We start from the raw sequence: 19,603 nt of genomic DNA, 5'->3' as shown, positions 1-19,603 counted from the left end.
GTCAGGCATGCTCCAGATGTAAAAGGAATCTGCCCGAGTTGCCAGGTGATTAAGCATTTCCGTCGATTTGATACCCATAGACTAATAATCAGCAACCTTTCATCAATAGAGCGGAGATCGACCCAATGACTCATAAACCGAAATTCATCAGCTTTGACTGTTATGGAACTCTCATCAACTTTGAAATGGGGCCGACTGCAAAGTTGCTTTTCGAAGACCGTGTTTCGCGTGATCGGATGCCGGCTTTCCTGGATAGTTTTCGATTCTATCGTCTCGATGAAGTATTAGGAGAGTGGAAGCCATTTTTTGATGTCGTGGAAAGCTCCATTCAAAGGACATGCAAGAAACATGGTGTCGAATATCGTCCATCCGATGCGCTCGCATTGTACGAGGCCGTTCCGACTTGGCAGCCTCACCCCAACGTAGTCGAGACCCTGCAAGCAATTGCTCCGCATATACCGCTGGTCATTCTTTCGAACTCGATGGTCGATCTGATTCCGCATAGTGTCGCCCACCTCAAAGCACCCTTCCATGCGGTTTATACGGCCGAGGAGGCTCGCGCTTACAAGCCAAGGGGGCAGATGTTCGAATATATGTTCGATCAACTCGGCTGTGGGCCCGAGCAAATGATGCATGTCTCGTCGAGCTTTCGCTATGACCTCATGACAGCGTCAGACTTCGGCTTCATGGCCAAGGCTTTCATCGATCGCGGTCATGAACCCGCGTGCGACGGCTATGGTGTCAACAGGTTGACTGATATTCGCCAACTTCCCGGTTTACTTGGCCACGATTGTCTTGCCCAAGATGCTATGAGGAAACGGGGCGCGTGATGACGGCGAATGATTCGATGGAGACGGCGGCGTTGAGCACGGCGGCCCCCAGCCTTACCTTGGAAGAGGTAAGCGCCTTGGTCTGTCGTCTCTATGGTATCAATGGAAGCGTTAAATCACTGGTGGGCGAGCGCGACCAGAACTGTTGCATAGAGACCGGGGATGGCATGCGGTACGTGTTCAAGATCAGCAACTCATCCGAGCCGGTTTCGGTCGTGGATTTTCAGGTTGCTGCGCTTGAGCACATTGCCCATGTAGCGCCCGACCTACCGGTTCCCCGCGTGGTACGGACATTGGATGGAGGTACGCGCGACTCCGTGAGACTCACCAACGGGGTCCAAACCACGGTGCGGATGCTGACCTATCTCGAAGGCGTCCAGATTCGTGAGACTCCGCGGACAACTGCGCAGTGTCGGGCAATGGGCGGCGTACTGGCCAGGTTGAACCTCGCGCTGCGCGATTTCGCGCATCCTGCGGCGACGCACGATCTACTCTGGAACGTTTCCACAGCACACCGGCTGGCAGCAAAGCTTGATGCCATCGTGGACCCCCCGCGTCGCTCGCTGGCGGAGTTATTCATGGCTCGCTTCAACGAGTATGTGCTACAGCGGTTAGCCTCGGTGAGGTCGCAGGTGATCCATAATGATTACCACCTCTACAACGTGCTTGTTGACCCCCACGATCATGAGCGAGTCGTCGGGATCATCGACTTCGGCGACATGCTGCATGCGCCGCTAGTCGGTGAGGTTGCGACGGCGGCCGCTTTCCACATGACTGGCAACGCCGATCCCTTCGAGGGACCGTCTCAGTTTGTAGGGGCCTATCATGCGACGCTGCCGCTTAGCAACGAAGAACAGGAAATCGTTGCCGACCTCATGGCGACACGCCATCTGATCACTGCATTGATTTCGGAGTGGCGTGCCAAGCGTTATCCAGAAAATCGCGCCTACATCATGCGTCACAACCCTGCTGCTTGGGAGGCTTTGTCTCAGATGGCCGCTCTTTCCCGAGCTGAGGTGCGCGACCGACTACTGACCGATGTACGATAAGGATTAGCCAATGAAAAGCACGACTGACCTAAACATGGTCAACGCTTATATTCCCGGACGCGCCAACCTCGCGCCCGTTACCGCGGCGATGATCGAGCGGCGCGACGCGCTGCTCGGCCCGGCCTATCGCCTCATGTACGAACATCCCCTGCACATAGTGGGTGGCGAAGGCGTGTGGTTGATTGACCCGGAAGGTCGCCGTTATCTGGATGCATACAACAACGTGGCCTCACTTGGACATTGTCACCCGGCCGTGACCGAGGCGATATGCAAGCAAGTGCGTACCCTTGCCACCAATACCCGGTACCTGCACGACACCATTCTGGAGCTGGCAGAACGTTTGATCGCGACAGTGCCTGAGACCGAGCTTGCGCACCTCATGCTGACCTGTACGGGAAGCGAGGCAAACGATCTTGCTTATCGTATTGCTCAAGTTCGTACGGGAGGCACGGGTGTAATCGTGACTGAAACCGCTTATCACGGCTTCACCGATGCGGTGTCGAAATTTTCGCCATCTCTCGGTGTAACGGTCGATCTTGGTGCGCACGTTCGCATAGTGCCGGCGCCGCGCCTTTATCATGCCGAGGGTGCCGACCTTCCCCAACGCTTCACCCGGAATGTAGAGGCGGCGATCGCCGACCTTCAGCGTCATGGCATCAAGCCGGCGGCACTGATCGTCGATTCGCTGTTCACTAGCGACGGCATACTTCCTGAGCCAGCGGGCTTGTTAAAAGGCGCTGTCGAGGCGATCAAGCGGGCCGGCGGCCTGTTCATCGCCGATGAGGTCCAGCCTGGCTTCGGAAGGACGGGAGAGCATATGTGGGGCTTTCAACGTCACGGCGTCATACCTGACATCGTCACCCTAGGTAAGCCGATGGGCAATGGGCAACCTATCGCGGGGTTGCTGGCCACCGCTGACGCGCTGGCGAAGTTCGGTAAGGATTCGAGGTACTTCAACACCTTTGCCGGCAACACCGTATCGTGCGCGGCTGCCCTGGCAGTGTTGGACACGATCGAAAAAGAAGGTCTGGTGGAGCATGCCGCCAAGGTCGGGAAAATTCTGCGCGACGGCATTTCGGCACTTGCTAACCGGCACGAGGCTATCGGCGATGTGCGCGGCGCAGGCATGTTCGTTGGCGTTGAGTTGGTCTCGGATCGCGTAACGCGAGCACCGGCCCGCGATCTCACCACCCGTGTAGTGAACCGAATGCGCGAGATGGGCGTCCTGCTCAGTGCCTGTGGTATGGGGCACAATGTGCTGAAGATTCGACCGCCGCTGGTGTTGTCAGCGGAGGAAGCCCATATAGTCATCAATACGCTCGACGAAGCGCTAACCGCAGCGCAATCTGCTTAGGGTGGTAACCGGCCCAGGCATTGAAGGTGATCGACTTATGCAAACTTCAGCTCCCCTCGACCAGTTCGATATCAAGATTCTTGAGCATCTCCAGCGTGAGGGGCGTTGTTCCAATGTAGATTTGTCCGCGAACATTGCCCTCAGTGAAAGCCCGTGCCTTCTGCGAACGAAACGGCTTCAGGATACCGGCGTTATCCAGGGCTACCATGCGAGGATTGCATTGGAAAAACTGGGCGGCCACGTCACGGTCTTTTCCGAGGTGACTATCAGCAGTCAGCGACCTCGGGACTTCCGTAAATTCGAAGCAGGGATCGGCAAATACCAGGAGATTGTCGAGTGCTACAACGTGAGTGGTGGTTACGATTACCTTCTGAAAATCGTCACGCCTGGTATTTCCTACTTCCAGGCGCTGATGGATCGCCTGCTCGAGGATGATATCGGAATCGAGAAGTTCGCCAGCCGAATAGTACTGCGCCAACCGCTCGATCAACGCGGATATCCCCTGAGTATCATCGCATCCGGTAAACCAGGTTGGGGTTGATGTGACGATGCGGGCGCACAGGTGCGTAGCGCGCCGCAAAGTCTGTTGCGGGTAGGTTTAAAAACGGCGGTTTGTGTCGAGCATTGGGCGCTTTAAGCGTCATGTGCTGGGTTGGCGGTGCTGTAATGAAGCTGTGACTGCAACGCATTAGGCGCTCCTTCAAGCGCTGGGAAAATGCTTGGCAGAACACGACTTCAACGAACCTTCAGGACTACCCAAATGAGCATCATGCGCCCCAAGTACATCACTTTCGACTGTTACGGCACGCTGACCAACTTCCAGATGGGCCCGCTGACCCGCGAGCTGTTCGCTGATCGCGTTGCCCCTGAGCAGATGGACCAGTTCGTGAAGGATTTCACCGCTTATCGCCTGGATCAGGTGATGGGTGACTGGCGGCCATATGATGAAATCCTCGATACCGCCATGTCGCGCCTGTGCAAGCGCTGGGGTATCGAATATCGCGGCGAAGGGCAGCTTTACTACAACGCCGTGCCGACCTGGGGTCCGCATCCCGACGTGACCGCCGGCCTGGCGAAAATCGCCGACAAGATCCCGCTGGTGATCTTCTCCAATGCGATGGACGAACAGATCATGTCCAACGTCGACAAGCTGGGGGTGCCTTTCCACAAGGTCTACACCGCCCAACAGGCCCAGGCCTACAAACCGCGCCTGCAAGCCTTCGAATTCATGCTCGACAACCTTGGCTGCGGTCCGGAAGACGTGCTGCACGTGTCTTCCAGCTTCCGCTACGACCTGATGCCGGCCGAAGACATGAAGATCAAGAACAAGGCCTTCGTCGCTCGCGGTCACGAACAGCCGGGTAACGCCTGCTACAGCTACCGTCAGATCGCGGATATCGGCGGACTGGCCGGACTGGTCGGCCTCTGAGAAACATTCACCGCACCGCCTCGTTAAGAGGCGGTGCGTCGCTGTGCCGTATCCACGGCATGCGAAAAAAACTGTCTCATCAATCATTCCGAACATAGGCCCAGAAGGTGACCTCATGAGCGATAACGAAACAAAAGACGGTCGGCCGCTCCGTAGCGCGCGCTGGTTTCGCAAGGATGACCTGCCTGGCTTCGTGCATCGTTCGACCTTGTCGACCGCCGGCTGGAGCCGAGAAGACCTGATGGAGCGCCCCGTCGTCGGCATTCTGAACACCTGGTCCGAGATCAATCCGTGCAATCTCAATCTGCGCACGCTTGCCGAAGAGGTGAAAGTCGGGATTCTCGAGGCGGGCGGAATCCCGTTCGAAGTCCCGTTGATGTCAATCAGCGAAAACATCATCAAGCCGACGTCCTTCCCGTTTCGAAATTTGCTCGCAATGGAAGCCGAGGAGACCATTCGCGGCTATCCCTTCGATGCAGTGGTACTGCTCGGCGGATGTGACAAGACACAGCCAGCCCTCCTGATGGGGGCCGCAAGCGCGGGTGTTCCGTTCATATTCCTTGCCAGCGGCCCGGCGACCCCCCGCTCGGCGACTGGTGGCAATCTGGCGAACGCTACTGGTGTCTGGCGTCTGGTCGACCAGCTGCGTGCCGGTGAGCGCACCGAAGGAGATTTCGCTGCGTTCGAGCGTAGCGTGATGGGGACCGCCGGTCATTGCGCGGAGATGGGTACCGCTTCTTCGATGGCGGTCATCTGTGAGGCCCTTGGAGTGTCGCTGCCTGGCAGCAGCCTGGTTCCGGCAGTCGATCGACGTCGTCATCAGATCGCCCGCGAAGTGGGACGTCGTAGCGTCCGCATGGCCGGCGATGGCAATCCCCGCCCGAATGAAGTGCTCGATGCGCGAGCCTTCGACAATGCCATTACCTTGCTGTGCGCGGTAGGAGGATCGACCAACGTCATCATCCACCTTTTGGCACTCGCCGGCCGCGTCGGCGTGCCGCTGACGCTGGAGCGTTTCGACGAAATCGCAAGGCGTGTGCCGCTGATCGCCAACGTCCAGCCCGCCGGCGAACACCTGACTGAAAGACTCATGGCCGCAGGTGGAGTACCGGCTCTGCTTAAAGTCCTCGAGCCTTTACTGCATCTTGATGCACGCACCGTCGATGGCCGCACGGTCGGCGAAATACTCGAGACGGCCGAGGTTTTCGATAGCGACGTGATCCGTCCTTTGGACAGACCGGTCAAGCCTGGCGAGACGATGGTGGTGGTCAAGGGCAACCTGGCGCCGGACGGGGCGGTGATGAAGACCTGTGCGGCAGATCCCAAGCTTTTCCGACATCGCGGCCGGGCTGTGGTGTTCGAAGACGTGCAGACGATCGCCGACCAGATTGACAACCCTGCACTTGGCATTGACGAGAACAGCGTGCTGATTCTGCGCAATGCCGGGCCTGTGGGCGCGGCGATGCCGGAGTGGGGCATGCTGCCCCTGCCGCGGCATCTGATGGAACGCGGCGTATGCGACATGCTGCGCATCTCGGATGCTCGAATGAGTGGCACTGCTTATGGTGCCGCTGTGCTGCATGTTTCTCCAGAGGCTGCGATCGGCGGTCCGCTGGCCTTGGTTCGAGACGGGGATATCATCGAGCTCGATGTTGGGGCGCGGCGACTGGAGCTTTGCGTCGAACCGCAAGAGCTCGAACGTCGGCGCCAGGAATGGCAGCCGCCTCTCTCCCAGCACGTACGTGGCTACCGAAATCTATACAACCAACACATCGAGCAGGCTCATCTGGGCTGCGACTTCGATTTTCTCCGTGGCGCAAACGAAGAAACCCTTCCTGAAGGGCTCTTCGACGGCTGGGTAGGAGGCTGGTAGGACCTGATATGAGCATTCTTTATAGATCTGATGCCCCGCGCGCGGCCGCGTGGGCGCGTTATTTTGCCGAGTACGCACCCGACCTCGATTTTCGGGTCTGGCCCGATGCAGGCAACCTTGACGAGGTCGAATATCTTATCGCCTGGCAGGCGCCAGCGGAGTTCATCGCCATGCTGCCTGGGCTGAAGGTGTTCTTCTCATCCGGAGCTGGAGTCGACCATGTCGATTTTTCCGCGCTGCCCGAGCACGTCCCCATTGTCAGGATGGTCGAGCCAGGGATCATCAATGGCATGGTGGAATATGTGAGCCTTGCAGCTCTGGCGCTGCATCGTGACTTTTTCGACTATGTAGCGGCGAAGGCGGTACGCGTCTGGAATCCGCTGGAAGTACCCTCTGCCTCGGCCCGCACGATCGGTGTGATGGGTATGGGCGCCTTGGGGCGTGCCGTGCTGGAGCGGCTGGCAAGCTATGGCTTCGACCTGCGTGGCTGGAACCGCTCGCTGCGTGAAATGGACGGCGTGGAAAGTTTCGCAGGCCCGGACCAGTTGCAACCCTTTCTTTCGGGGTGCGATGTGCTGGTCTGCCTGTTGCCACTGACTCCTGCCACCCGGGGTATTCTGAACCGCGAATTGTTTTCGCTACTGCCTGTCGGTACTGCGCTGGTCAATGTCGGGCGAGGTCCGCATCTTGTCGATAAGGATCTGCTCGAAGCGTTGGATACGGGACAACTATCGCGCGTTATTCTCGACGTGACCGATCCTGAACCCCTGCCTGCAGAGCACCCTTTCTGGGCCCATCCGCGAATATTCCTGACGCCTCACGTGGCGAGCATGACGCAGCCCGAATCGGCTGCGCCAATCTTGCTGGAGAATGTTCGCAAACACCAACGGGGGGAGCCGCTCCTGGACGTTATTGATCGCTCTCGCGGCTATTGAGGCGGGCGATCCAATTTGGGGCCGAGACAGCGGATAAGGATATACCTGTAGATTGGAATGCTCCCGATTTCACCCGCTACTGCGATAGTCGGGGGTGTGTCTTTGTCCTGGCTGCGGGAAGTGCCTCCAGGAGGCTGGAAGAAGAGGGTAACGGAACCCCTTGAGGCGTTGGTGCGGATGACCGCAGAAAATGCCGTCGAAGCCGGCGTGCAAGACAGTCATGACTAAAACGGGCGTTTCCTTCGGGGCGCCCGTTTGACGTTTATGCCTTGAAGCACCTTCTTCCAACGTCATGTTTTAGAGCGGATTCTACAGGCGGTCCGGGACGTTCAGGGGAGCATCAGGTCTGCATCTGGCCTGCTATGGAGGGCTCCGCAAAGTCTGCTGGAGGCGGCAGATAAAACGGTGGTTTATGTCGGATGGCTCGCGCTTTTAACGTCATATGCTGGCTTCTTGGTGCTGTAATGAAGGTGTGTTGCTGCGACGTATCGTCGCCCCAATCTACGAATCTTCAGGACTATCCAAATGAGCATCATGCGCCCCAAGTACATCACCTTCGACTGTTACGGCACGCTGACCAACTTCCAGATGGGCCCGCTGACCCGCGAGCTGTTCGCTGATCGCGTTGCCCCTGAGCAGATGGACCAGTTCGTGAAGGATTTCACCGCTTATCGCCTGGATCAGGTGATGGGTGACTGGCGGCCATATGATGAAATCCTCGATACCGCCATGTCGCGCCTGTGCAAGCGCTGGGGTATCGAATATCGCGGCGAAGGGCAGCTTTACTACAACGCCGTGCCGACCTGGGGTCCGCATCCCGACGTGACCGCCGGCCTGGCGAAAATCGCCGACAAGATCCCGCTGGTGATCTTCTCCAATGCGATGGACGAACAGATCATGTCCAACGTCGACAAGCTGGGGGTGCCTTTCCACAAGGTCTACACCGCCCAACAGGCCCAGGCCTACAAACCGCGCCTGCAAGCCTTCGAATTCATGCTCGACAACCTTGGCTGCGGTCCGGAAGACGTGCTGCACGTGTCTTCCAGCTTCCGCTACGACCTGATGCCGGCCGAAGACATGAAGATCAAGAACAAGGCCTTCGTCGCTCGCGGTCACGAACAGCCGGGTAACGCTTGCTACAGCTACCGTCAGATCGCGGATATCGGCGGACTGGCCGGACTGGTCGGTCTCTGATCCTTAACGGTCGGTTTTCAAGGCGCAAGGGGTTGCACATGCACAGTGAATCTTACTGGCTCGATACCGCACCGGTGTTCACCGGGGCTCAGACTGGCGCGCTGCCGGCGCGAGTCGACGTTGTAGTCGTCGGCGGCGGTTTTACCGGTCTATCGGCGGCCCGGGCGCTGGCCCTTAAGGGCGCGAGTGTAGCGGTACTGGAGGCTGGCCGGGTGGTCGGCGAGGCGTCAGGGCGTAACGGTGGGCATTGCAACACCGGTGTTGCCCAGGATTACGGCAGCCTGGTCGCCAGCCTCGGGGCCGAGCAGGCCCGCGCCTATTACCGTGCGTATGAAAGCGCGGTAAAGAGTGTGGTTACGCTAGTAGAGGAGGAGGGGATCGCTTGCGATATGCGGCGCAGCGGCAAGCTCAAGCTGGCTGCCAAACCCCAGCATTACGAGGGGTTGGCGAGGACCTGCGAGATCATCCGTCGCGAAGTGGACGCTGAGGTCGAGCTGCTGTCCGCCGAACAGGCCCGAGCCGAAGTCGACTCGGCCCAGTTCCACGGTGGTCTTCTCCAGCGCAACGGCGTGCAGATGCATGTTGGCCGCTTTGGCGTTGGTCTGGCTGAAGTGGCGGCGCGGCACGGTGCACTTATCTACCAGCAGACCACCGTGCAGGGCTGGAAGGCCGAGGCCGGTGGCTATAGGGTCGATACCAGTCGAGGCAGCCTGCACGCCGGGCAAGTACTGATGGCCACCGGCGCAAGCCAGCACGGCGGCCTGGGTTGGTACCGTCGTCGAATAGTACCGGTGGGCAGCTTCATCGTGACCACCGAGGTTCTACCCAAGACATTGGTCGAACGCCTGTTGCCGCAACAGCGTTCATACGTCACCAGCCGCATGATCGGTAATTACTTCCGGATTACCCCGGACAACCGTCTGCTGTTCGGTGGTCGGGCCCGCTTCGCAATGTCCGGAGGAAGCTCCGACGCGAAGAGCGGCAAGATCCTGCACGCGGCGATGGTGCAAATGTTTCCGCAGTTGGCCCAAGTGAAAATCGACTACTGCTGGGGGGGATTGGTGGATATGACCTCCGACCGCCTGCCACGCGCCGGTCAACATGGAGGTGTCTACCACTCCATGGGCTACAGCGGCCACGGGGTGCAAATGTCGGTGCATATGGGCCAGGTCATGGCCGAGGTCATGGACGGCAAGGCCGACGCCAACCCTTGGGGTGAACTGGATTGGCCGGCGATTCCGGGACATTTCGGCAAGCCCTGGTTCTTGCCGGCAGTGGGCCTCTATTACCGGCTGCAGGATTATTTGCATTGAAGCTGTCTGGTGTCCGCGTGCAGTGGCGTGCACGGACATCGTTGCTCGAACTACTGAGTTTGTTGCTTGACCGTCGTTTGCGTTAACAGGTCGCTCAGGCTTGACCGTGAGCATTTGAGCCTTCTCATTATCGACAGGTAGAACCGATATGACTGACAACCAGAATAAAACGGACTCCCCACTGATCACCGGCGAACAAAGCCTGCGTGTCTTTGAGGGACTCAATCGGGGCATGTCACGCCGTGATGCGTTGCGTATGCTGGGCATGGCCGGGGTGGCCGTTGCAGGTGCCAGCAGTCTGTTTGGCCCGGCCGGCAAGTTGTTCGCCGCGGAGGCTGGCGCGACAGCTGGCGCGACGGGTAAAGGCAAACGGGGCGGACGCATCAAGGTCGCCAGTTCGACCAGCTCGACTGCCGACACGCTGGACCCGGCAAAAGGCTCCAACTACACCGATTACTGCCGTCACAACATGTTCTATAACGGCCTGACCACGTTGGATGATGCACTGGTACCGCGCATGGCCCTGGCGGAATCGTTTGATACCACTGACGCGACTTCATGGACAATCAAGTTGCGCAAGGATGTCGTCTTTCACGACGGTAAGCCGTTCACCTCAGCTGATGTTGTCTATTCGCTGAATCGTCACAAGAACCCGCAGGTCGGCTCCAAAGCGCTGACCACCGCGCAACAGTTGGATGAAGTGAAAGCCACCGGGCCGGATGAGGTGCTGATTCGCTTGACCAGCCCGAACGCCGACCTGCCGGCCATTCTCGCCACTACGCATTTTCTCATCGTGCGTGACGGGACCACTGATTTTACTACTGCTAACGGGACCGGTCCTTTCAAATGTAAGGAGTTCCAGCCGGGTGTGCGCTCGATCGGTGCACGCAACGATAGCTACTGGAAGCCGGGTCTGCCGTACTTGGACGAAATCGAGTTTTTCTCGATCCCGGACGAGGCCGCCCGGATCAGTGCCTTGCTCGCTGGCGACGTGGACCTCATCAACCCGGTCAACCCTCGTTCGACTTCGCGCATCCTGGAGAGTACCAAGGTGGCGCTGATGGAGTCCCGAACCGGTGGTTATACCAATCTGGTGATGCGCGATGAGCTTGGCCCTGGCCAGAATCCGGACTTCGTCTTGGCGATGAAGTATCTGCTGGACCGTAAACAGATCAATCGTGCCGCCTTCCGTGGCTACGGCGCCATTGCCAATGACCAGCCCATCGCCTCGAGTAACCGCTACTACTTCGCCGGCCTGCCGCAGCGCCAGTTCGACCCAGAGAAGGCCAAGTTCCACCTGCAGAAGTCCGGCATGGCCGGTCGCACTCTGCCTTTGGTAGCTTCCGAAGCTGCTACCGGTTCGTTGGACATCGCCCAGTTATTGCAGCTTTCGGCTCAGCAGATCGGACTCAAGTTCGACATCAAGCGGGTGCCGGCGGATGGCTACTGGTCCAATCATTGGATGAAGCATCCACTGGGTTTCGGAAACATCGGTGCGCGACCAACCGCTGACTTGATGTTCAGCCTGTTTTACCAGTCCAGCGCCAGCATGAACGAGTCGGGATGGAAAAATGAGCAATTCGACCAATTGCTCGTCGCTGCACGCGGGGAGACCGACGATGCCAAACGCAAGCAGATGTACGCCGATATGCAGGTGCTGGTGCATGAAAAATGCGGGATCGGTATCCCGCAATTCACCAGCAGTCTCGATGGGCACAATGCCAAGTTGAAAGGTCTGGTTCCTCATCCACTCGGTGGATTGATGGGTTACATGTTTGCCGAACACGTATGGCTGGATGCCTGAGCGAATAGTGCAACGATTGCTCAATAACCAAGGCGCGCCTGCGGGTCGATGCAGGCGTCGTCATCAAGTGAAGGTATCCATTATGAACAGCACTATTGCGCGCCTGGTTTCCAGTCGGTTGGCTGTAGGCGTGCTTACGCTGCTTATCGTATCGCTCGTGGTGTTTTTTCTTACCAGCCTGTTGCCGGGTGACGCGGTCCAGGAACAGCTCGGTCAGGACGCAACGCCGGAAGCGGTGGCAGCAATGCGCACGTTATTAGGCCTGGACCAACCCGTGTACCTAAGGTACGTGCATTGGCTCGGCGGGTTGATTACCGGCAATCCCGGGGTTTCTTTGGTCAATGGCATGCCGGTCGACGAAATGATCGCGAGCCGTCTGCCCAACACCCTGCGCCTGGCATCGATCGCTGCGCTGGTCTCGGTGCCGTTGGCCCTGACGATAGGCATTTTGTCAGCGATGTACCGCGGCTCAATTTTTGACCGCTACAGCAACATGCTGGCGGTTTTCGCCGTCTCCGTGCCGGAGTTCCTGATTGCCACCGTCGCGGTACTGATCTTCGCGGTCAAGCTGGGTTGGCTGTCGGCCCTGTCACGTGACGTTGAGGTCGAGTCCTTCGGGCAACTGGTGCGCGTCTACGCAATGCCCGTGCTGACTCTGTGCTGTGTATTGGTAGCGCAGATGGCACGTATGACGCGGGCTGCGCTGATCGACCAGTTGAGCAGTCCCTATGTCGAAATGGCGGTGCTCAAGGGCGCGCGACCGATACGGGTGGTGCTTCGTCATGCGCTGCCCAATGCAATCGGACCGATCGCCAACGCCATCGCACTCAGCCTTTCGTACCTGCTGGGTGGTGTCGTCATCGTCGAGTCGATCTTCAATTACCCGGGAATCGCGACCCTGATGGTAAACGGTGTAGTCACTCGTGACATGCCGCTGGTTCAGGCGTGCGTAATGTTGTTTTGCCTGGGTTTCCTGGTGCTGGTACTGCTGGCCGACCTCTGTGCAATTCTGTCCAACCCGAGGCTGCGCAAATGAAACTTGATATAACTCCCCCAAAGCCGGGCGCAGGGAACGGCATCAATCAGGATGGACTGAAACAGACTGTTGCGCTCCCTCATCGTCGTCGGCTCAAGTTGACTCTGGGCGGCTTTATCGGCTTGCTGATCGTGAGCTTCTGGGCGCTGATGGCCATCGCCGGCCCACTGTTGGCACCCTACGATGCCAACGCCATGGCCAGCGAAGGCTTCTTTGGCCCGCTCAGCCGGCAATTTCCGTTGGGCACCGACTACCTGGGTCGGGACATCCTCAGCCGGTTATTGCATGGCGCACCCTACACTATCGGCGTCGCGTTGGCGGCGACCGTGCTCGCCTGCACGGCGGGCGTGGTGCTTGGGCTGGTGGCGGCTGCCTCCGGTGGTTGGGTCGACGCACTCATATGCCGTACCGAAGATGCATTGATCTCCATCCCGAACAAGATTTTCGCTCTGTTGATGGTGGCCTCGTTCGGCTCCTCCGTGCCGTTGCTGTTGTTCATGGCCGCATTTGCCTACATGCCGGGCTCTTTCCGTATTGCACGTGCGGTGGCGGTTAACGTCATGACCATGGACTTCGTCCGGGTCGCTCGCACTCGGGGTGAGGCCATGCCCTACATCATCTTCATCGAGGTGCTGCCGAACATGCTTCGTCCGGTGCTGACCGATTTTGGCCTGCGCTTTGTGTACGTGGTGCTGCTGCTGAGTGCGATGAGCTTCCTTGGACTGGGCATACAACCGCCGGACGCGGATTGGGGCTCTCTGGTGCGAGAAAACATCCAGGGGCTGGAGGAGGGGGCTCCGGCCGTATTGGTGCCGGCGCTTGCCATCGCCACCCTGACCATGGGGGTCAACTTGCTCATCGACAGCTTCGGCGGTCGATCCAAGCGCGGGACGGAGAAGTGAAATGAACGAAATCGTCAAGGTAAGTGGCCTGCGCGTGGCCGCGCGCAATGAAGAGGGCGTCGACGTACCGATCGTACACGGTGCGGATTTCAGCCTGAACAAGGGCGAAGTACTGGCGCTGATCGGTGAGTCCGGTTCCGGCAAAAGCACCATAGCGCTGTCACTGATGGGTTACGCCCGCAGTGGCTGCTGCATCGTAGGTGGCTCGGTACGCATCGGCGATGTGGATGTGCTCAAACTGTCGAATGCCGAACTTGCAAAGCTGCGCGGGCGCACTGTGGCTTATATCGCACAGAGCGCGGCGGCGGCATTCAATCCATCCAAGTGCATCATGGATCAAGTGATTGAAAGCGCGTTAATCCATGGCACGCTGCCGCGGCACGAGGCGCAGGCCAAGGCCGTCGGGTTGTTTCGGGCGCTGGCGTTGCCGGACCCTGAGGGCATAGGTGCGCGCTATCCGCATCAGGTCTCGGGTGGCCAACTGCAACGGTTGATGGCGGCGATGGCGCTGATCACTGATCCGGCACTGGTGATCCTCGACGAGCCGACCACGGCGCTGGACGTCACCACACAGATCGAAGTGTTGCGGGCTTTCAAGCAGGTGGTTCGTGAGCTAGGTACAACAGCCGTATACGTCTCGCACGATCTGGCGGTGGTGGCGCAGATGGCCGACCGTATCGTAGTGCTGCGCAATGGTCAGATTCAGGAAAACAGCAGCACCGAGCAGATTCTGATAGAACCCGAACATCCCTACACCCGTAGCCTGCTGTCGGCGATGAAACCGTCGGCGACCCGGGGCACGGTTGATAAAGGCGAGGCCCCTTCGGGTAATGATCTGCTGCTCGACGTCAGAGGCCTGGAGATTTGCTATGGCGTCAAAAAGGTCCTGCAGGATGTGGATCTGCAGGTTCGTAGAGGTTCGGCAGTCGGTGTGATCGGCGAGTCGGGATCAGGGAAAACCACTCTCGCTCAGGCAATCGCCGGCTTGGCGGAGCCGTCAGCCGGGCGGATCCTGCTGGACGGCCAGCCGCTCAGCAAAACGCTGGCCGGTCGCACCCGCGAGCAGTTCCGACGTGTTCAGTTCGTATTCCAGAATGCCGATACCGCGCTGAATCCTCGCCACAGCATCGAAGAGATCCTGGGCCGGCCGTTGCGGTTCTACCACGGGATGAAGGGCGCGCAACGTCAGCGTCGAGTAGCCGAGCTACTGGAGTTGGTGCAACTGCCGGCAAGCATCGCGCAGCGCCGCCCTGGCGAGTTGTCCGGCGGGCAGAAACAGAGGGTCAACCTCGCGCGGGCGCTCGCCGCGGAGCCGGATCTGATCCTCTGTGACGAAGTGACCTCGGCACTGGATACCGTGGTAGGCGCGGCGATCCTCGAACTGTTGCGTGACCTGCGTCGCGATCTGGGTGTTTCCTACCTCTTCATCAGCCACGACATCTCGACCGTCCGCGCGCTGTGTGACGACGTTGTGGTGATGTATAGCGGTCACAAGGTCGAGACGGGAGACTGTGAGTCGTTCGTCCAGGTGCCATTCCATCCCTATACCAACCTGTTGATCAATTCGGTGCCGGAGCTGCGCCAGGGTTGGTTAGAAGGCTGCAATGCCTCTCACGGCGACCTGCCGTCGATCGGGGCGCTCGACACAACGGCGCACCTGTGCCCGTTTCTGAACCGTTGTCCGGTGCGCATTGATGGGCTTTGCAATCGCAGCGCGCCGCCACGACGAAGCATCGCTGGCGGTAGCGAGGTGCTTTGCCATCACGACAGTGCCGAACTGCTCATGGCACAGCAAGGATCAAACAGCATGAAATTAGTGGGGACCTACGCATGAACGCGCGTTTCGTACGTTTGGCCGAAAAGCAGCGGGCAAGGGTCAGGTTGATGGTCGATGGCGAACCCATCGAGGCGTTGGAGGGCGACACCCTGATGGTTGCGTTATTGACCCGGGTGTCGGCCCTACGCCAGTCAGAATTCGATCCGGGCCGACGCGCCGGCTTCTGCCTGATGGGTGCTTGCCAGGACTGCTGGGTCTGGACCCGCAGCGGCGAGCGTCTGCGCGCTTGCTCCAACGAGGTCCGCGAAGGGCTGGATATCGTAACCATACAACCGGAGGCTACATGGCCATTGCGCGGCTGAAAGGTCTTAACAAGGATGATGTACGCGTCGTGATTGTCGGTGCTGGCCCGGCCGGCACGCGTTGTGCCGAAACCCTCGTGGCGGCAGGCATCCGGCCGATTGTACTGGACGAAAACCGCCGCGACGGCGGCCAGATCTATCGTCGACAGCCAGAGGCTTTTGTCCGCGACTATCCCGAACTGTACGGTAGCGAGGCGGACAAAGCCAAGGCTCTCCACGACAGCTTCGACCGCTTGCGCGGGCAGGTCGATTATCGGCCCGATACATTGGTGTGGAGCATGAGTCCTTGGAAACTGTGCTGCGTCAGCCAGGGCAAGCACACGACGGTAGATTACGATGCGCTGATTCTCTGTACGGGGGCCACCGACCGCTTGATGCCGGTAGCCGGCTGGCAGTTGGCGGGTTGTTATAGCCTGGGCGGTGCGCAGATCGCCCTGAAGGCGCAGGCGGTTGCCATCGGCCGCCGGGTGGTGTTCATGGGCAGCGGGCCGTTGCTTTACCTGGTCGCCAGCCAGTACCTGAAGGCCGGTGCGGAGGTAGCCGCGGTGCTCGACACCTCGCCGCTGCGCAAGCGCCTATTCGCCTTGCCCAAACTGCTGGCTCGGCCAAGGATGCTGTTCACCGGCTTGCAGTTGCTGGCCAAACTCTTTCTGGCGGGTATCCCGGTGCGTCTGGGTGTCGAGCCGCAACAGCTAGTGGGCGAAGCGAGCACAGGCGTCAGCGCCGTGCGTGTGCGCACCGCAGGCGGCGAAAACCTGCAGATCGACTGCGATGCAGTCGCCCTTGGCTATCACTTGCGCCCGGAAACCCAGTTGGCCGACCTCGCCGGTTGCCGTATGCGCTTTCATGCGCCTTCGCAACAGTGGGTGCTGGATACCGATGAAGACGGTCGCACCTCGGTCGAGGGGGTATACGCCGCCGGCGACGGTACGCGAATCCGCGGTGCTGACGCCGCCGAGCACGCCGGACGTCTCGCTGCCATGGCGTTGTTGCAGGACCTGCGGCAACCCGTATGCACCGAGGCGCAGTCCCGGCAGCGATGTGCCTTGGCAGCGATGGAACAGTTCAGCCAGGGCCTCTACCAGGCCTTTCCCTGGCCTGCGGCCCAAGCCGAGACGTTGCCTGACGGGGCGATCGTCTGCCGTTGCGAGATGATCACTGCCGGCGAGCTGCGCGATGCGGTACGTGAGAAGGGCGCCTGTGAGGTCAATCGGGCCAAGGCCTTCAGTCGTGTCGGCATGGGCCGCTGCCAGGGCCGCTACTGCTCGCAGGCCGGCGCCGAGGTGATCGCCGCGGCGGCTGGCGTCCCAGTCGAGCAGGTCGGCCGTCAGCGCGGTCAGGCACCGGTCAAGCCGCTGTCGATGCTGACCGAAGAAATCAAGTCAGTCGTTGAGGTATCGCCGTGAGCGTTGAACAAATTGATGTACTGATCGTGGGCGGTGGCCTGATGGGCGCGGCCTCGGCATTCTTCCTGCGTCAGCGCGGTCGCTCGGTGGTGCTTCTGGAGCGCGACATGATCGGCCAGTACGCCAGCGGGGTGAATTTCGGCAACGTCCGTCGCCAAGGTCGATTCCTCGGCCAGCTGGAGCTGGCCAACCGCTCCTTTGCGCTGTGGAAGCGCCTACCGGAGTTGATCGACGACGATCTGGAGTTCGTCGCCAGCGGTCAGATGCGAGTGTGCTACCGCGAGGAGCAGATTGCTGAGCTGGAGGCCTATGCGGCTGCCCCCGAAGCGCGGGAGCTGGATCTGAAAATCTATCGCGGTCGAGAGCTGCATGAGCGCTTCCCGTTCCTCGGGCCGGAGGTCAAGGGCGGCTCCTATGCGCCGCACGACGGCCACGCCAACCCACGCCTCGCCGCACCGGCCTTCGCCCGCGCCGCGCGGCGCGCAGGCGCTCGCATCGAGGAACGTACCGAGGTGACGCAGGTACAGAAGGTTGGCGGGCAGTTCCTGGTGGAGACCGCCGATGGCCGCCGGTACCGCGCCGAGCAGCTGCTGATCACCGCCGGCGCTTGGGGCGAGAAGCTTTCCGCGCAGTTCGGCGAGCCGGTGCCGCTGATTGCCAAGGGGCCGCAAATGTCGGTCACCGAGCCGGTACCCTACGCGCTGAAAACGGTGATCGGCGTATACACCAAGCACCCCGAGGAAGTGCTGTATTTCCGCCAGATCCCCCGCGGCAACATCATCATCGGTGGCTGTCACCACACCCAGCCGGACATGCTCAACCGCCGCGCCCACTTCGATCCGCAGAGCCTGCTCAAGCAGATGCAGCAGATGTGCCGGCTCGCGCCGCAGATGACCAACCTGAACATCATTCGTACCTGGAGCGGGATCGAGGGCTACGTCGCGGACTCTTTGCCGGTGATGGGCCCCAGCGACCAGGTGGATGGGCTCTATTACGCCTTCGGCTTCAGCGGCCACGGCTTCCAGCTCGGCCCTGGCGTCGGCGATGTGATGGCCGAGCTGATCAGTACCGGTAGCACCAGTACCCATATCACTCCCTTTCACATCAGTCGATTCGCCAGTTCGGCTGAGCCGAGGAGCAAAGCATCATGAGAGGGCGGGCGCTGGAAATATTCAAGCGACTGATCGCCTTCGAGACCGTTTCCTCGGAATCGAACCTTGCGCTGATCGAGTATGTCCGCACGCTGCTGGCGAGCAAGGGCATCGAGTCGTTGATCGTCAAGGACGAAAGTGGCCGCAAGGCCAACCTGTTCGCCAGCGTTGGCCCGCGCGATCTGCCGGGCGTGCTGTTGTCCGGACACACCGATGTGGTGCCTGCAGCCGGCCAGGCCTGGAGCGTGCCAGCGTTTCAGGCGACACTGAAGGACCAGCGGATTTACGGCCGAGGCAGCTGCGACATGAAGGGCTTTATTGCCTTGGCGATCGACGCCATGCTCGAAGCAGCTGACTGCTCGTTGAGCCGCCCGTTGCAACTGGCGCTGTCCCATGACGAGGAAATCGGCTGCGTCGGCGTACGCCGGCTACTCGATGTGCTGCACTTGGCTCCGTTGCGACCGATGCTGTGCATCGTCGGCGAGCCCACCAATATGCAGTTCGTGCTCGGGCACAAGGGCAAGGGTTCCTACCGCGCTTTGTGCCGGGGGCAGGAAGCCCACTCATCTCTGGCCCCCCGGTCGATCAATGCCATTCATCTGGCTTGCGACTTTATCGCCACGCTGCGCGAGGGCCAACGGCGCCTGCAACAGCACGGCGCGCATGACGCAGATTACGACGTACCCTACAGCACCGTGCACGTCGGGCAGATCGCAGGGGGCAAGGCGCTGAATATCGTGCCGAACCTGTGCAGCCTGGATTTCGAAGTGCGCAATTTGCCCGCCGACGACCTGGATCAGTTTCTTGCGCAGATGCAAGAACAGGCCGAGCAGATCGTTCGTGAGGCCAAGCTGTTGTCCGGCGCAGCCGATATCGAAATCGAGACGCTGAACGTTTATCCCGGCTTGGATACCCATCCCAGCGTGGAAGCTGTGCGTTTGCTGAAGAACTTCGCACCTGCGGATACCGGCAGCGCAAAAGTTTCCTTCGGCACTGAGGGTGGCTTGTTCAGCCAGCGCCTGAATGTACCGGTGGTGGTCTGCGGACCGGGTTCCATCGAGCAGGCACACAAGCCAGACGAATTCGTCGCGTTGAGCCAGATGCAGGCCGCAGAGCGCTTTCTCGATGGGCTACTGGGCTCGCTGAGGCTGTAACGTCAGTCTCTCGTGTGGCCCTTGCGAATCCGAA

General features: G+C 59.9%; 17 protein-coding genes. All 17 read left to right on the top strand.

Annotated elements, in window-relative coordinates:
* The first annotated feature begins 125 nt into the window (after positions 1–125).
* The 17 genes from ACZ89R_RS03890 to argE all read left to right on the top strand — a co-directional run bounded on the left by ACZ89R_RS03890 (position 126) and on the right by argE (position 19,569).
* A complete protein-coding gene (locus ACZ89R_RS03890; protein ID WP_429546631.1) occupies positions 126–830 on the top strand; it encodes a haloacid dehalogenase type II in 705 nt (234 codons plus the stop codon).
* Positions 830–1,879: a phosphotransferase gene (locus tag ACZ89R_RS03885; protein WP_429546632.1), complete on the top strand. Its 1,050-nt coding sequence runs from the start codon at positions 830–832 to the stop codon at positions 1,877–1,879. Before ACZ89R_RS03890 ends, ACZ89R_RS03885 begins: the two co-directional genes overlap by 1 nt.
* Before the next feature lie 10 nt (positions 1,880–1,889).
* Positions 1,890–3,233: an aspartate aminotransferase family protein gene (locus tag ACZ89R_RS03880; protein ID WP_429546633.1), complete on the top strand. Its 1,344-nt coding sequence runs from the start codon at positions 1,890–1,892 to the stop codon at positions 3,231–3,233.
* Between the two features lie 37 nt (positions 3,234–3,270).
* Entirely contained in the window at positions 3,271–3,774 is a 504-nt protein-coding gene (locus ACZ89R_RS03875) for an Lrp/AsnC family transcriptional regulator (protein ID WP_429546634.1), read from the top strand.
* 219 nt (positions 3,775–3,993) lie between these two features.
* Positions 3,994–4,662, top strand: coding sequence for a haloacid dehalogenase type II (locus ACZ89R_RS03870; RefSeq protein ID WP_429546635.1), 669 nt, complete (start codon positions 3,994–3,996; stop codon positions 4,660–4,662).
* A 115-nt stretch (positions 4,663–4,777) separates the two neighbouring features.
* Positions 4,778–6,535: a dihydroxy-acid dehydratase gene (locus tag ACZ89R_RS03865; RefSeq protein WP_429546636.1), complete on the top strand. Its 1,758-nt coding sequence runs from the start codon at positions 4,778–4,780 to the stop codon at positions 6,533–6,535.
* Positions 6,536–6,543: 8 nt separating this feature from the next.
* The gene (locus ACZ89R_RS03860) at positions 6,544–7,470 is read left to right on the top strand and encodes a 2-hydroxyacid dehydrogenase (protein WP_429546637.1); all 927 of its coding nucleotides are present in this window, start codon (positions 6,544–6,546) and stop codon (positions 7,468–7,470) included.
* A 525-nt stretch (positions 7,471–7,995) separates the two neighbouring features.
* Positions 7,996–8,664, top strand: a complete 669-nt coding sequence (locus ACZ89R_RS03855; RefSeq protein WP_429546635.1) for a haloacid dehalogenase type II — start codon at positions 7,996–7,998, stop codon at positions 8,662–8,664.
* A 38-nt stretch (positions 8,665–8,702) separates the two neighbouring features.
* Positions 8,703–9,977 (top strand): NAD(P)/FAD-dependent oxidoreductase, encoded by a 1,275-nt coding sequence (locus ACZ89R_RS03850; RefSeq protein WP_429546638.1) that lies wholly within the window; start codon positions 8,703–8,705, stop codon positions 9,975–9,977.
* A 148-nt stretch (positions 9,978–10,125) separates the two neighbouring features.
* Complete coding sequence (locus ACZ89R_RS03845; RefSeq protein WP_429546639.1) at positions 10,126–11,781, top strand: ABC transporter substrate-binding protein; 1,656 nt, start codon at positions 10,126–10,128, stop codon at positions 11,779–11,781.
* A gap of 82 nt (positions 11,782–11,863) precedes the next feature.
* Positions 11,864–12,817 (top strand): ABC transporter permease, encoded by a 954-nt coding sequence (locus ACZ89R_RS03840; protein ID WP_429546640.1) that lies wholly within the window; start codon positions 11,864–11,866, stop codon positions 12,815–12,817.
* Positions 12,814–13,719, top strand: a complete 906-nt coding sequence (locus ACZ89R_RS03835) for an ABC transporter permease (protein WP_429546641.1) — start codon at positions 12,814–12,816, stop codon at positions 13,717–13,719. Before ACZ89R_RS03840 ends, ACZ89R_RS03835 begins: the two co-directional genes overlap by 4 nt.
* Before the next feature lies 1 nt (position 13,720).
* A complete protein-coding gene (locus ACZ89R_RS03830) occupies positions 13,721–15,553 on the top strand; it encodes an ABC transporter ATP-binding protein (RefSeq protein ID WP_429546642.1) in 1,833 nt (610 codons plus the stop codon).
* Positions 15,550–15,858: a (2Fe-2S)-binding protein gene (locus ACZ89R_RS03825; RefSeq protein WP_429546643.1), complete on the top strand. Its 309-nt coding sequence runs from the start codon at positions 15,550–15,552 to the stop codon at positions 15,856–15,858. The genes ACZ89R_RS03830 and ACZ89R_RS03825 overlap by 4 nt, the downstream gene beginning before the upstream one ends.
* The gene (locus ACZ89R_RS03820) at positions 15,840–17,264 is read left to right on the top strand and encodes an FAD/NAD(P)-dependent oxidoreductase (protein ID WP_429546644.1); all 1,425 of its coding nucleotides are present in this window, start codon (positions 15,840–15,842) and stop codon (positions 17,262–17,264) included. The genes ACZ89R_RS03825 and ACZ89R_RS03820 overlap by 19 nt, the downstream gene beginning before the upstream one ends.
* Positions 17,261–18,415: an NAD(P)/FAD-dependent oxidoreductase gene (locus ACZ89R_RS03815; RefSeq protein WP_429546645.1), complete on the top strand. Its 1,155-nt coding sequence runs from the start codon at positions 17,261–17,263 to the stop codon at positions 18,413–18,415. The genes ACZ89R_RS03820 and ACZ89R_RS03815 overlap by 4 nt, the downstream gene beginning before the upstream one ends.
* Complete coding sequence (gene argE, locus ACZ89R_RS03810; RefSeq protein WP_429546646.1) at positions 18,412–19,569, top strand: acetylornithine deacetylase; 1,158 nt, start codon at positions 18,412–18,414, stop codon at positions 19,567–19,569. The genes ACZ89R_RS03815 and argE overlap by 4 nt, the downstream gene beginning before the upstream one ends.
* Positions 19,570–19,603 lie beyond the last annotated feature (34 nt).

This window comes from Pseudomonas sp. TE3728 (assembly GCF_056279145.1).
Note: the sequence above shows the minus strand (reverse complement) of the source record. Positions and strands in the feature narration are given on the sequence as shown.